The sequence below is a fragment of the Streptomyces endophytica genome (assembly GCF_026153355.1).
GTDB lineage: Bacteria > Actinomycetota > Actinomycetes > Streptomycetales > Streptomycetaceae > Streptomyces > Streptomyces endophytica.
Genome location: NZ_CP110636.1, coordinates 484,001 through 497,833 on the forward strand (window position 1 = coordinate 484,001; position 13,833 = coordinate 497,833).

Annotated in this window: 9 protein-coding genes and 3 pseudogenes; 2 read left to right on the forward strand and 10 right to left on the reverse strand. The window is 74.2% G+C overall.

Annotated features, from left to right (window positions below):
* The first annotated feature begins 256 nt into the window (after positions 1-256).
* Positions 257-1,090, forward strand: coding sequence for a hypothetical protein (locus tag OJ254_RS31340; RefSeq protein WP_423835804.1), 834 nt, complete (start codon positions 257-259; stop codon positions 1,088-1,090).
* Between the two features lie 251 nt (positions 1,091-1,341).
* On the opposite strand, the pseudogene OJ254_RS31345 reads toward OJ254_RS31340, so the two are convergent.
* The 6 genes and pseudogenes from OJ254_RS31345 to OJ254_RS02195 form a co-directional block, all read right to left on the reverse strand.
* Positions 1,342-1,902, reverse strand: a pseudogene (locus tag OJ254_RS31345) (AfsR/SARP family transcriptional regulator); the annotation flags it as partial.
* Positions 1,903-2,681: 779 nt separating this feature from the next.
* Entirely contained in the window at positions 2,682-3,122 is a 441-nt protein-coding gene (locus tag OJ254_RS02175; protein WP_265361016.1) for a hypothetical protein, read from the reverse strand.
* Positions 3,123-3,521: 399 nt separating this feature from the next.
* Positions 3,522-4,535 carry an AAA family ATPase gene (locus OJ254_RS02180; RefSeq protein ID WP_265361017.1) on the reverse strand — a complete coding sequence of 338 codons (1,014 nt, stop codon included), beginning with the start codon at positions 4,533-4,535 and terminating at the stop codon, positions 3,522-3,524.
* Between the two features lie 79 nt (positions 4,536-4,614).
* Entirely contained in the window at positions 4,615-6,789 is a 2,175-nt protein-coding gene (locus OJ254_RS02185; protein WP_265361018.1) for a VMAP-C domain-containing protein, read from the reverse strand.
* Entirely contained in the window at positions 6,786-7,295 is a 510-nt protein-coding gene (locus OJ254_RS02190) for a CU044_2847 family protein (RefSeq protein WP_265361019.1), read from the reverse strand. Before OJ254_RS02190 ends, OJ254_RS02185 begins: the two co-directional genes overlap by 4 nt.
* Before the next feature lie 147 nt (positions 7,296-7,442).
* Entirely contained in the window at positions 7,443-8,291 is an 849-nt protein-coding gene (locus OJ254_RS02195) for a thioesterase family protein (protein WP_265361020.1), read from the reverse strand.
* A gap of 94 nt (positions 8,292-8,385) precedes the next feature.
* On the opposite strand from OJ254_RS02195, the pseudogene OJ254_RS02200 reads away from it, so the two are divergent.
* Positions 8,386-8,817 (forward strand): annotated as a pseudogene (locus OJ254_RS02200) (trimeric intracellular cation channel family protein); the annotation flags it as partial.
* A 225-nt stretch (positions 8,818-9,042) separates the two neighbouring features.
* Here OJ254_RS02200 and OJ254_RS02205 read toward each other — a convergent pair.
* The 4 genes and pseudogenes from OJ254_RS02205 to OJ254_RS02220 form a co-directional block, all read right to left on the reverse strand.
* A complete protein-coding gene (locus OJ254_RS02205; protein ID WP_265361021.1) occupies positions 9,043-10,452 on the reverse strand; it encodes a M1 family metallopeptidase in 1,410 nt (469 codons plus the stop codon).
* 110 nt (positions 10,453-10,562) lie between these two features.
* Positions 10,563-11,681, reverse strand: a complete 1,119-nt coding sequence (locus OJ254_RS02210; RefSeq protein WP_423835805.1) for an ABC transporter ATP-binding protein — start codon at positions 11,679-11,681, stop codon at positions 10,563-10,565.
* Positions 11,678-12,817 carry an ABC transporter ATP-binding protein gene (locus OJ254_RS02215; protein WP_265361022.1) on the reverse strand — a complete coding sequence of 380 codons (1,140 nt, stop codon included), beginning with the start codon at positions 12,815-12,817 and terminating at the stop codon, positions 11,678-11,680. Before OJ254_RS02215 ends, OJ254_RS02210 begins: the two co-directional genes overlap by 4 nt.
* Positions 12,814-13,823 (reverse strand): annotated as a pseudogene (locus tag OJ254_RS02220) (ABC transporter permease). Before OJ254_RS02220 ends, OJ254_RS02215 begins: the two are co-directional and overlap by 4 nt.
* Positions 13,824-13,833 lie beyond the last annotated feature (10 nt).

Genomic DNA, 13,833 nt, shown 5'->3' on the forward strand with positions numbered 1-13,833 from the left:
ACCCCTGGGCGCTCTGTCTGCGCCCCAGCGCGGACTCGGCCTGCCCCAGCACGGTCAGCGCATCGGCGCGCCACCGCTCACCGCCCGGCACCAGCAGCCGCCCGGCGGCGTCCTGCGCCGCGGCCACCGCGTCGCCGGGCCGGATCAGCGCGACCATCTCCGCGGCCATCCGGCCACGGGTGCGGCCCGCCCACAGGCGCTGGCGGTCCTCCTCGAAGAGCGGCAGCGCCTGGAAGAGTTCGCGCAGCGCATCGGCGTGCCGGCCGGCCGCCGACAGCGCCTCGGCCAGGGCGTACCGGGCGTGCGCGAGGCCCGGGGAGCCGTCGCCGGAGGCGCGGTGCAGGCCCACACCCCGCTCGGCGAACAGGACGGCGTCGCTGCTGCCGGTCGCCGCCCAGACCCGGGCGAGTGCGCCGAGCACGGTGGCCTCGCCCAGCCGGTCACCCCGGCCGCGGCAGCGCTCCCAGGCCGCGGTGAGGTGCCGCTCGGCGTCGTCGTGCCGGTGTTGGTGGAGGGCGATCAACCCGGCCGCCAGCGGGGCACGGAAGAGCGCGAGGGGGTCGTTCGCCGCCCGGGCGAGGCGCACTGCTTCCCGGGCCTCCCGTTCGGCGCGGGCAAACCGCCCGACGGCGGCCGCGCACTCGGCGAGCGCGACCCGGGCCCGGGCCTCGGCGCGGGCGTCGCCGTCCATGGCCGCCCGGGCCGCCACCGCGGCCGCGGCCGGTTCGAACGCGGCGGCGTGTGCCCCGCAGTCCGCCGTCACCTGCGCGAGCAGCAGCAGATCCGCGGCGCTCCGGACCAACTTCGGGGCGTCCGCCACGGCCTGCCGGACGAGCGCGAGCGCCGGCGGCGTCTCCTCGGTCCACACGGCCAGGGCGCGGGCGGCGTCCTGGAGGTCCTGCACACCGGCCGCCGGGGCACGGACGAGGTCCTGCGTCAGCCGCCCGCCGGGGGAGCGGAGAGTGTGCACCTGCCGCCCAGGGCGACGTACCAGGTCAGCAGCCGGGAGAGCGCCCCGGTACGCTCCTCCTCGGACAGCTCCGATCTCAACTCGCGTACGAGCGGGCGTAGTTGGCCGGCATGGCCGTAGCGGCCGGGGGCCGTCTCCGTGAGCGCGCCGGCCGTCAGCAGCCCTGCCAGCAGCGCCCGGCCGCGTTCCCCCGGGACGTCGAGCAGGGCCGCCGCGGCACCGGCCGAGAGGTCCGGCGCCTCCGGTACGGCGAGCAGCCGCAGGGCCCGGCGCGCGTCCGGGGTGAGCCGGTCGTCGAGCATCCGCAGCGCGGACCGCCCCGGCGACACCACCGAAGGCGCCCCGGCCGTCGCCGGGGGGTGCTCCTCCACCAGGAGCTCGCTCCGCCACCGCGCGAGCCGGGCCCGCTGCGCCGCCGCGTACGGCCCGGGCAGCCCGGCGAGCGGCTCGCCGTCCCACAACTCCAGGGCGGCGTCACGCAGTCGGCGGGCCTCCGCCGGGTCCCGGGCGGCACGCGCCCGCGCGATCAGCCGCTCCGCCTCGTCCAGATCGAGGGCGGGCGGGCTGCCGTCGGGGCCGCACAGCGCATAGCCATCGCCCGCGCCGACCAGGAGCTCTCCGTCCTCGCCGAGCGCCCGGCGCAGCCGCGCGGCGTACGTGCGCAGCGCGGCGAGCGCCGCGGGCGGGGGCTCGTCCCCCCAGAGGCCGGCGACGAGTTCGGACGCGGTGGCCCGGTGCCCCCGGCGGAGCAGCAACGCGGCGAGCAGGGCGCGCTGCTGCGGGGAACCGAGCGCGAGGGGGGTCTCCCCGCGCCGGGCCCGTACCGGTCCCAGGACCGTGAAGCGCAACTCCGCGGACGGCACGGCGGGCGGCAGCGCGCGGCGCGGCTCCGGGCCGCTACCGGCGCGCGGGCCCGGCACCGCGCCGCCCATCCGCTCCAGCACCGGGCTGGCGAGGACGGCGAACGCGCGCGCCGAGGCGTCCAGCCGCAGCTCGCCCTCGTCGTCGCCCATCAGAACGGGGAAGTCCGGCAGCCGTCCCATGTACGGCTCCAGGGAACGGCCGACGGCCTCGACGACCTCCACGGCCTGTTCGGTGCCGAGCCCGCTGAACAGCAACTCGCGCACGCCCGGCCGGAAGTCGTAGACCGGCTGGACCGGCCGGCCCGGCGCGGGCGCGCCCAGGGCCCGGTCCAGGGCCCGGACGGCGGTCGCCTCCGCGGTCCGGTCCGTGCGCTCCAGCAGGCCGCCGAGCAGGATCTCCGCGACATGGGTGGGGCTCGCGTCGCGCATCGTGGCCGCCCGCACCAGCTGCATCAGCGGCGTGGTCAGCGGGCGGATCGCGGAGAGGCGGACGGCGAGGCGGTAGGCCTCCGGGGAGAACGCGCCGCGGAAGTGGGTGAGCAGTTCCTCGGCGCTGCCGTGGGGCGGGGACGGCGGGGCGGGCTGCGGTGTCCCGGACAGCAGGGCGGTGTCGATCAGGTGCGGCACCCCGGGGCGGGTGAGCAGTCCGACCCACTGCTCCAGTGCGGACGCGGTGGGGTGCAGCACGGGCAGCGCGAACAGCCCCGCCGCCTCCGGGTCGCGCTCACCGCTGAGCGGGTCACACACCACCAGCCGTCCGGGCGGGTCGAACTCACCCGGCGCGGAGAGGAGTTGGGGGCGGGCGTCGAGGGCCGTACCGCGCCACAGCCGGCGCGGGAGGGGGTTGATCACGGCCACCGGTCCGCCCGTCCGTACGCGGTCAGGGCCGGTAGGGCCTGCGGTCCGCGCCAGCCGGGGTCCGTACCGTCGGTGAGGACGAAGGTGACCGTCGTGCCCCCGGAGCGGCGGCGGGGCAGCGGGCCGCGGGGGTCGATCGCCCGTACCCGGACGGAACGGAACACCGCGCTCCGGACGAGCAGCGTCCGCAGCTCGGCGGCGAGCGAGCCCCACACCTGCATGGCCGCGGAGGTGTCCACCCACAGCTCGGCCGACCAGTGCCGTTCCCGGTCGGGCCGGGAGACGACGTCGAGGAAGCCGGTCTCGGCGGTGAGCCGGACGGTCGCCTCGACGTCGGGGACCCTGCGGTGCGGGTGCGCCCGGGTCCGCCGCAACGGGCGCAGCGCGCCGCCCAGTTGGCGGGCGTCGGGCAGCGCCCGCCCGCCGGGCACCCGCGCGGGCCGGGCCCGCCGCCGTCCGGCCCGCCGCCCTGGCTGCCCATGGCGTAGAGGGCGCGGCGGGGCGGGTCGGAGGGGCCGTCAGGGTCCGCGGGCCCGGCGGGCCGCTCCGGGGCGGTGGTGCCCGCCGCGGTCCGGCCGCCACCGGCCGCTTCGTCGGACGCGTCACCCCGGCACCCTCGTCAGCGGCCCCCGGCGTCCCGGGTTCGCCCGACTCCCCGGGCCCTCCCGGCTCTCCGGCCGCCCGCTCCCGATCCCCCGGCTCGCCCCGCCGCGGCCCGGTCGCCGCACGCCCCTCCCCCTCCATCGCCCGTGCCAGCCACAGCACGTCGAGGAGTTCGGTGGCCGCGAGGTCGTACCCGGCGGCCGCCAGCGTCCGGTGCAGTCGGTCCATCATGGCGACAGCGGTTCGTCGAGGCGGTGCAGGACGGCGGCGAGCAGCTCTTCCTTGCCGAGGTCGGCGCCGCTGATCCGCAGATGGACGGCGGCCAGCAGCTGGTCGGTGGCCAGGGTCTGGGTCTTCGCGCGCTGGTGGAAGACCTCGATGAGGTCCTCGGCGGCGGCGACGGCCTCCTCGCCCAGGTTGTGCTCGATGATCTTCCGCAGCCGGTCGCCGGTCGGTTCGGGCAGGTCGAGCCGTACGCAGCGGCGCATGAAGGCCGGCGGGAAGTCCCGTTCGCCGTTGCTGGTCATGATGACGATCGGGAAGTGGGCGCAGCGCACCACCCCGCGCCGGACCGTCACCCGCTCCCGGCTCCCGCTCAGGCGGACCTGCACCTCCTGCTGGTGCTCGGGCAGCCGGGCCAGCTCCGGGATCTCGAACTCGCCCTCCTCCAGCACCACCAGCAGGTCGTTGGGCAGGTCGAGGTCGGCCTTGTCGAGCTCGTCGACGAGCAGGACCCGGGGGCGGTCGGCGGCCAGGGCGCTGCCCAGCGGGCCGAGGCGCAGGTACTGGCCGATGTCGCCGGCGCCGGTGGTGCGGCGGGCCCGGGGACGGCGCGCGGAGCCGCGGGCCGCCTCGCGTTCGCGGCGCAGCGACGCCTCGCGGAGCCGGCCCACCGCGTCGTAGCGGTAGAGGGCGTCCTGGAGGGTGGAGCGGCTGTTGACCGACCAGCGGAGCACCTCGCCGAGGCCCAGTTCCTCGGCCACCGCGCGGGCCAGCGAGCTCTTGCCGGCGCCGGGGCGGCCGGTGACCAGCAGCGGGCGGTGCAGGTGCAGGGCGGCGTTGACGACGGAGATCTCGTTGCGCTCCAGGAGGTAGGGCGCGCGGGGTGCGGTGCCGCGGGCGGCGGTCAGGTGCCGCCAGGGCGGTGGGGCGGGCAGCCCCGCGGGGCCGCGGAAGACCCACCAGTCCTCCGGCCGCTCCGCGGGGTCGTCGTACCCGTCTGTCGTGCTCTGTCCGGTCACCGCGCGTTCTCCTCGTTCCTTGCTGCGTCCGCGCCCCGGCTCTCCCGCCCCGCGGGGTGTGCCGGTCGCTCCGGGGTGCTCATGGCTGGGTCAGTACCCAGGCGTCGGGGGCGAGTTGCGGGGGCCGGTGGTCCGGGGCGTCGTAGAGCAGGGACAGTTTGCGGCCGTGGTGGGTGGAGCTCTCGGGTTCGGCCATCGCCTTGGCCCGTTCGAGCCGGACGACCTCGGGGACCTCGGTGTGGTCCGCGCCGTCCACCAGGGCCAGCAGGTCCTGGGCGAGGTGCTCGCCGTGGTCGGCGCGGTGCCACAGGACGGTGTGCACGCCCGCCTGGACGCATTGGCGCAGCAGCGTGCCGTGGTGGTTCGGCGGGCAGCAGACGATCACCGTGCCGGCGTCGCGGTGGACCTCCAGCTGGGCGCGGGCGACCTTGCGGTCGGTGTGCCGGTGGTCGAGGACCAGCCGCTTGGCGTGCGGCAGGGCGGCGGTGCGCTGCTTCCAGCCGGCGTAGCTCTCCCGTGAGCGCTCGGTGGTGCGGACCACGACGCGGCGGGTGATACCCGGGGCGAACGGCCCGTCCTCGTCGCTGTCCGGTGATTCCCAGGCGTCGACGTCGAGGCCCAGCCAGGCGGACGGGAGGAAGTACTCCACCAGGGCGGTCTCCGGGTCCTCCCGCACCTCGGTGCGCAGCACCCGGCGGATGTCGTCGACCACCTGCTCGCTGCCCGCCTCGGTGTCCCGGACCAGCGCGAGCCGGTGCGGGAGGCCGTCGGCGAAGGTCCAGATCTGGTACGTGAAGCGGCGGCCGGTGGGGGCCGGCAGCAGCTCCACCTGGACGCGCGGGGCGAGGGCCGGGCCGCGGACGGCGGTGGCCGCCGGCCCGGGCGCGGCCACCGGCGCGGGGGCCGCGGCGGCCGTCACATCGGCCCGGAACTGGCTGATCGCCGCCTCGTCGACGCCGGACCGGGCGGCCACCCGCTCCACCCAGGCATCCAGGTCGTCGGCCGGATACGGCCCGGCCGCCCGCTCCTCGACGCTGATCCGCACCACCCCCTGGAGCAGCGGCGGCACCGGGGCGCCGGTGGTGGAGCCGAAGCCCTCCAGGGCGTCGACGGCGTCGGCGAGGCCGGTGACGGCGGGGAGTTCGGGGGCGTGCGGCAGCACCCGGGCGAGGAGGGCACGGGGGTCGGTGCGGGTGCAGTGCGCCAGCAGGCCGGCCAGGTCCCGGCGCTGACGGGTGGTCAGGTATTCGCCGGGCCGGACCGTACGGGCCGCGCGGCGCAGCCGCTCCCAGTCCTCGCGGGTGCCGTAGGGGCCGGTGCGGTGAGGGAGGTCGTACGGGTCGGGTGGCCCGAGGGGCTCCTGGTCGCGGACCACGTCGAGGAGTTCGGGGAGGCCGCGGCGGACGCTCACCGCGAGACCGACCAGCCGTTCCAGATCGGCCGCCGGGCCCGCCGAGGCCCGGCCGAGCCGGGCGGCGAGCCGCCGCTCGCAGTCCACCGCCTCGCGGCCCTTGACGACCCGTTCCAGCGCGGTGAGCAGTTGCTGGACGCCGCGGCGGGCGGTGGGCACCGCGGAGGGCGGGAGGGTGGGGAGCTCGGCCTCGATGGCGGGCACGCTGATGGCGTACATCGTCGCGGGCTGGTCCCCGGCGCCCTCGGGGGCGCGGTGGACGGCGACGACCAGGCCGACCACGGCCTGCCGTTCGCGGTCCCAGAGCGGGCCGCCGCTGAAGCCCTCGGTGACCTGGGTGCCGCCGAGCACGTCCAGCGCGATCCAGGGCGGCGCCGAGACCCGGGGCACGGCCCGGACCGTGGGCAGCGGATTGCCGCTGGCCCATAACGCGATGGTTTCCCCGGCGTAGTGGTGCTGGAGGAACGGTGCGGGCTCGGCGCCCGGGGGCGGGGCGTCGGTGAGCTCCAGCACCGCGAGGTCGCCGTGGTACGGCACCCGCCCGGGGTCGGCCGGGCCGGGTCCGGTGGCCGTGGCGCGCGGCGGGGTCCACATCTCGCGGACGACCCGGGCGGTGAGGTCCACCCCGGACGCGACGTGCGGCAGCCGGACCGTGACGGTCTCGCCGGGTCCCGGGGTGTCCTGGGAGAAACGCGCCCTGCCCAGGGCGCTGTTGACGACGTGGGCGCAGGTCAGGATCAGCCGCTCGGCGACCAGGACGCCCGCGCCGACGGCCCGTTCGCCGTCCCGTACGGAGGCGAAGGACAGCTGGAGCGGGGTGTCCGGACCTGCGCCGGCGATCATGGCGCCGCACCGCCCGAGGTGCCGGGGCCGGCCGGGGTGTCCGGGGTGCCCGTGCCGTCGTCATCGCCGCGGTCGCGCTGGGCGTCGCGGTCGCCGGCGCGGTCACCGGCGAGGTTCCAGGTGGCGGAGACCTTGAAGCTGGCCTCGCCGTTGCCGGTGAAGACCCCGAGGCGCAGATCCGAGCCGAGGGTGACCCCGAACTCCACGGTGACCTCGTCCGGGCGGTGACTGCCGGCCGAGATCGAGCGGTGGATCTGGCCGAGCACCCCGCCGAGCGGCCGCAGCGCCTCCTCCAGGACCTCTCCGCCGCGGGTCAGCGCCCGGCCCATCCGGCCGTCGACACTGACCGGCTGCGCGGAGCCGAACGCGTCCGGCAGCTCCAACTCGCCGTCAGCGGCGGTGGGTTGCCCGGGCGCCGCGCCCGGCGGGCCGTCGGTGGCCGCCGGCGCCTGCGCGCGCAGCCAGACGACGGTCCCGTCCTCCATCGTGAGCGGTACGTCCCCCATGTCGATCAGTCTGACACGGGCCGCACCGCCCCCGCGCGCACTTTTGCGTCACTCTCCGCCCTCTCGCACCGGTGGCCACCTGCGGAAAGTCCGTTCCAGAGGGGGCCGCACGGTACCTCGCGGGCCCGGCCGCGCCGACGTGCCGGATCACTCCACCCCGAGGGCCCGCGCCAGTTGGCGTGATTGCGCCACCAGCCGGTCCTCCGCATCCCACACCTCCGCGTCCTCCTCAAGGAACCCGCCGGCCAGATTGCGGGTGGTGATGGCGACCCGCAGCGGCCCCGGTGCCGGGCGGTGCCGGACGTGGACGGTCAGCTCGACGGTGGGGACCCAGCCGGAGAGCCCCATCTCGAACGCGGTGGGCGGCAGCGCGTCGACGGTCAGCAGGAGGGACAGCGGGTCGGGGTCCCGCCCGTCGGCCAGCCCGAACCAGGCGCGCATCTCGCCCCGGCCGGACGGCGCGCCGATGGCCCAGCCCGCGGTCGCCGGGTCCAGCCGGAGGTCGAGCCGCCCGGCGATGGCGGTGCTGCCGGGGATGGCCGGCGCCCCGCCGGGGGCGCTGTCGGCGCCCAGGCAGTGCTCGTACGGCGGGATGGCGGGCGGTTTGGCCGTCGTGCGGACGTCGTCCGGCAGCGCGCCGAGATCGCCGTACGCGGCGAGCACCCGCAGCCGCTCGACCTCGCTGCCGTCCTCCGCGAACTGGACGAGGGTCGCGGTCCCGGTCGACATGGTGCGGCCGGTGCGCACCACTTCGGTGCGGATGACGGCCGGGCCGGGAACGGAGGCGGTGAGGTAGTGCGCGGTGACCGACAGCGGGTCGGGGTGCGGCAGGGCGTCGCCGAGGGCGCGGCCCATGAGGGCGAGGAGGTAGCCGCCGTTGACCGCCTGGATGATCGTCCAGCCCGCCGAGAGCTGGGCTTCGTAGATGCCGGTTGCGCGGCGGGTGACCGCGGTGTCGCGGTCGAACTCACTGTTGCCTGAGGTGACCAGAGCCATGGCGGCACCGTACACGGATAAATTACCGACCGGTAGGGTCAGCTTTCCCGGACGCAAGCGGAGAGCGTCGTTCCGTCCCTGCGATGATGACGCCATGCTTCACGTCCTCTACCTGGCCGGCGTCGCGGCCTTCGCGGCGAGCGGGGTGCTGGCCGCCTACCGCGCCAACATGGACCCCTTCGGCGGCCTGGTGCTCGCCTTCGCCGCGTCCATCTCCGGCGGCACGCTGCGCGACCTCATCCTCGACCGGCGGCCGCTGTACTGGACGCACGACTGGGTGCTGCTCACCGTGATCATCTGCGTCGGCGTCGGCACCATCGTCTATCTCCGGTTCTGGACGCTGCCCCGGAAGTCGCTGCTGGTGGTCGACGCGGTCGGACTGTCCGTGGTCACCGTGATCGGCGCCCGGGCCGCCATCGCGGCGGGCGCCACCCCGCTCGCCGTGATCATCCTGGCGGTGCTCACCGGCGTCACCGGCGAGGTCATCCGGGACGTGCTGTGCGGCGAATTCCCGCCGCTGCTGCTGCGCGAGGACGTCTACGCCATCGCCGCCCTGGCCGGTGCCGGCTGCCTCCTCCTGCTGCACCACCTCGGCGCCCGGCCCACCCCCGCCGCGGCGATCTCGGCGGGGGTGGTGTTCGCCCTGCGCATGGGCGCGGTCTACCTGGGGCTGCACCTGCCGCGCCCCAGCAGCTCCGCCCCCGGCCGGGCAGCCGGCCGGACGCCGACTGACCCGCCCGGTACCGGCGGCCTACTTGCCGGACAGCTCCGGCTTGCTCTCCGTGTACAGCCAGGTGTTGAAGAAGTCCCCCAGCTTCTGCCCGGAGATCTTCTCCGCCAGCGCGACGAACTGGGCGGTGTGCGCGTTGCCGTAGCGGTGGGCCGCGGTCCAGGCCGGCAGCAGCTTGAAGAACGCCTGGTCACCGATGCGTTCGCGGAGCGCCTGGAGCGTCATCGCGCCGCGTTCGTAGACCGCGTCGGAGAACATCGTGTCGCGCTGCGGATCGGCGATCTTCTGCTTCCAGAAGCCGTCGTCGGCCGGGATGGCGTCGTACGCCTTGCGGAAGGCGTCGTGGGCGCTCGTCGTGCCGCGGTGCTCGCCCCACAGCCACTGCGAGTAGGTGGCGAAGCCCTCGTTGAGCCAGATGTCCTTCCACTGCCGCACGGACACCGAGTCGCCGAACCACTGGTGGGCCAGCTCGTGGACGATGGTGCCCTCGCTGCGCACCCCCGAGTAGACCGGCTTGGACTGCACCTCCAGGGAGAACCCGGCCTGCGGCATGTCGTCGACGATCGCGCCGGTCTCCTCGAAGGGGTACGGCCCGAAGACCTTCGACCAGTAGTCGGTGGCCTCCGAGGTGATGCCGTAGACATCCACCTTGCCGGTGGGCAGGGTCGGGTCGGTGGCCACGTAGACCGGGATGCCGCCGGGGGTGGTCCCGGTACGGACATCGAACTTCCCGATGGTGGCGGTGGCGAGGTAGGTCGCCATCGGACGGGACTCCCGCCAGTGGGCGTACGAGCGGCCGTGCGCCTCCCCGGAGTTGATCAGCCGGCCGTTGGAGACCCCGGTCAGGCCCTTGGGGGCGTCGATCCGGATGTCGTAGGTGGCCTTGTCGCTCGGGTGGTCGCTGGAGGGGAACCACGTCGAGGCGGCGTTCGGCTCGCAGCCGACGAACACCCCGTCCTTGGTCTTCATCCAGCCGTAGTCCGAGCCGAAGACGATCGGGCCGTTCAGCGGCTTGGGGACGCCGTGGTAGGCGACCGTGACGGTGAACTTCCCGCCGCGGCGCAGCGCGAAGTCCGGGTGGATGGTTATCTCGTCGCCGGATCTCGCGAAGTGCGCCCGCCGCCCGTTCACCCGCACCGAGTCGACCGTCAGCTTCTGCAGGTCGAGGTCGAAGGCGGAGAGGTTCTGGGTGGCCCGGGCGGTGAGCGTGGTGCGGCCGTCGAGCCGGCCGCTGTCGGGGTGGTAGCTGACGCCGAGGTCGTAGTGCAGGGCGTCGAAGCCGCCGTTGCCCATTTCGGGGAAGTACGGATCGCCGACGCCGGGCGCGCCGGGGGTCGCCGCGGGGGCGGCGGCGATGGTGGCGACCGAGGCCACCGCGGTGGCCAGGGCCAGCCAGCGGGAGGTGCGGCGCGCGGTGCGGGAGAGTGCCATGAGCCATCCCTTCGGATGTCCGGATGAAGACCGAGCCGAGCTCGAACAACTGTGCTGACTCTGCACCCTCCCGCCGCGTTCCACCCGCGACTTTGCCAACTCGTCAGGAGTTACTTGTCACTTGATGCCTGACCTGTCAGCTCGTTGCCAGGTACGGGCGCGGCACCCTCCGCGTTCTCCGGGTGGTGGCAGGCCACTTGGTGCCCGGTTTGCAGCGCGACCAGCGGCGGCTCGGTGGTGGCGCACACCTCGGTCGCCTTCCAGCAGCGGGTCCGGAACCGGCAGCCGGAGGGCGGGTTGATCGGCGAGGGCACGTCGCCCTTGAGCAGGATCCGGTCCCGCTGGGTGCGCCGCTTGGGATCGGGCACCGGCACCGCGGACAGCAGCGCCTTGGTGTACGGGTGCATCGGCGTCTCGTAGAGCGCGGTGCGGTCGGCCAGCTCCACGATCTTGCCGAGGTACATCACCGCGATCCGGTCCGAGACGTGCCGGATGACCGAGAGGTCGTGGGCGATGATGACGTAGGTCAGGCCCAGCTCCTCCTGGAGGTCGTCCATCAGGTTGACGACCTGCGCCTGGATCGACACGTCCAGCGCGGAGACCGGCTCGTCGGCGACCACCAGCTTGGGCTTGAGCGCCAGCGCCCGGGCGATGCCGATGCGCTGCCGCTGCCCGCCGGAGAACTCGTGCGGATAGCGGTTGTAGTGCTCGGGGCTCAGGCCCACCAGCTCCAGCAGCCGCTGCACCTCCTTCTTCACCCCGCCCTCCGGCTCGACGCCCTGGAGGCGGAACGGGGTGGAGACGATGCCGCCGATGGTGTGCCGCGGGTTCAGCGAACCGTACGGGTCCTGGAAGATCATCTGGACGTCGCGGCGCATCGGCCGCAGCCTGCCCGGCGACAGATGGGTGATGTCGGTGCCCTGGAACTCGATCGAGCCGCCGGTGGGCTCGTCGAGCCGGGTGATCAGCCGGCCCATCGTCGACTTGCCGCAGCCGGACTCGCCGACCACGCCGAGGGTCTCCCCGGGCCGTACGTCGAAGTCGATGCCGTCGACCGCCTGCACGGCACCGACCTGCCGCTTGAGCAGGCCCTTGGTGATCGGGAAGTGCCGGACCAGCCCGCGCACCCGCAGTAGCGGCTCGGCGTCGTCGCCGGGCCCGGCCGGTGCCGCGTCCGGCGACTTCTGGAGCGGGATCGTGGTGTTCTCGTCGTCAGTCGTCTCGGTCACAGCTTCGGCGCAATCTCTTCGGTCCAGATACGCTTCCGCTCCTCCGGCGCCATGTGGCAGGCGGAGAAGTGTCCTCCCCCGCCGGCTACGCCCCCATTGGCGGGGGTGCCCCCACTGCCCGCCTCGCGCAGCTCGGGGCGGACCGTACGGGTGAGGTTGTCCTTCGGGACGTCCGCGTACGGGCAGCGGGGGTTGAAGGCACAGCCGGACGGGACGTTGATCAGGCTGGGCGGGGAGCCCTTGACCGGGATCAGCCGCTCGGTCTGCGCGCGGTCGATGCGCGGCATGGAGCCGAGCAGCCCCCAGGTGTAGGGGTGCTGGGGCTCGTAGAAGACCTTCTCGGCCGGGCCGCGCTCGACGCACCGGCCGCCGTACATCACCAGCAGGTCGTCGGCGAGCTCGGCGACCACGCCCAGGTCGTGGGTGATGATGATGACCGCCGAGCCGAACTCCTTCTGCAGATCGCGGATCAGGTCCAGGATCTGCGCCTGGACGGTGACGTCCAGGGCGGTGGTCGGCTCGTCCGCGATCAGCAGCTCGGGGTTGTTGACCAGCGCCATCGCGATCATCGCGCGCTGGCGCATACCGCCGGAGAACTGGTGCGGATGATCGTCGACCCGCTTGTCGGGCTGCGGGATGCCGACCCGGTCGAGCATCTCGATCGCCCGCTTGCGCGCGGTCTTCTTGTCCACGTCGTTGTGGACCCGGTAGGCCTCCGTGATCTGCTTGCCGACCGAGTAGAACGGGTGCAGCGCGGACAGCGGGTCCTGGAAGATCATGGCCATCTCGCGGCCGCGCAGCCGGCGCACCTCGTCCGGGTCGGCGGAGACCAGCTCCTTGCCGTCCAGCCAGATCTCGCCGGACATCCGGACCTTGTTGCGCTGCTGGCGCGAGGCGCGGTGCAGGCCCATCACGGCGAGCGAGGTCACGGACTTGCCGGAGCCGGACTCGCCGACGATGCCGAGCGTCTTGCCCTTCTCCAGGCTGAAGGTCAGCCCGTCGACGGACTTCACCAGGCCGTCGTCGGTGGGGAAGTGCACCTTCAGGTCGCGCACGTCGAGGAAGGCGGACGTCTGCGGTGCCGTTGTCGGGGTGGCCGCCGCGGTGGCGGTCCTGTCCTCGGAGGAGTCGGTCACGAGAGCCTCACCCGCGGGTCGACGGCGGCGTACAGAACGTCCACCACCAGGTTGCAAATGACGATGAAGAACGCGGCGAGCAGGGTGACGCCGAGGATGTTCGGCAGGTCGTTGGCGTTGATCGCCTCGACGGCGAAGGCGCCGACTCCCTTGAGCGAGAAGACCTGTTCGGTGATGAGCGCGCCGCCGAGCAGCAGGCCGAGGTCCATGCCGAAGACGGTGATGATCGGGGTGAGCGCGGCGCGCAGACCGTGCCGGACGACCACCTTGCGCTCCTGCAGGCCCTTGGCGCGGGCGGTGCGGATGAAGTCCTCGGCAGCGTCTCCAGCATGCCGGCCCGGGTGAGCCGGGCGTAGAGCGCGGAGTAGAGGAAGGCCAGGGTGACCCAGGGCAGCACCAGGGTGCGGGCCCAGAGGAACGGGTTGTCCAGCAGCGGTACGTAGTCGCTGCGTTCGAAGATCGGCCACTGGTAGGTGAACAGGGCCAGGGCCAGCGCGCCGGTGAAGAACATCGGGAGGGAGACGCCGGCCAGCGCCACGCCCATCGCCGCACGGTCGAAGAACGAACCGGGGCGCAGCGCGGAGAGCACGCCGGTGGCGACGCCGGAGACGACCCAGAGCACCGCCGCGCCGGCGGCCAGCGAAAGGGTCACCGGGAGCCGGGACTGGATCTCCGGCCAGACCTCGATGTGGGTCTTGAACGAGTAACCGAAGCACGGCACGTGGCACTTGGCCGCTTCCGGGCCGAACTTGTAGTCGACGCCGACGAAGATGCCCTTGAGGAAGTCCCAGTACTGCTCGTACACGGGCTTGTCCAGGCCGAGGTTCTGCTTCACCGCGGCGATGTCCGCGGCCGTGGGGGCCTTTCCGATGTACTGCTGGGCAAGCTGGTCGGTGCTCTGCCCGGCCAGTTTCGGCAGCAGGAAGAAGATGCCGAAAGTGACCGCGCTGACGATCAGCAGCAGGATCACTGCGCTGATCAACCTGCGGATGATGTACGAGAACACGGGGATGCGG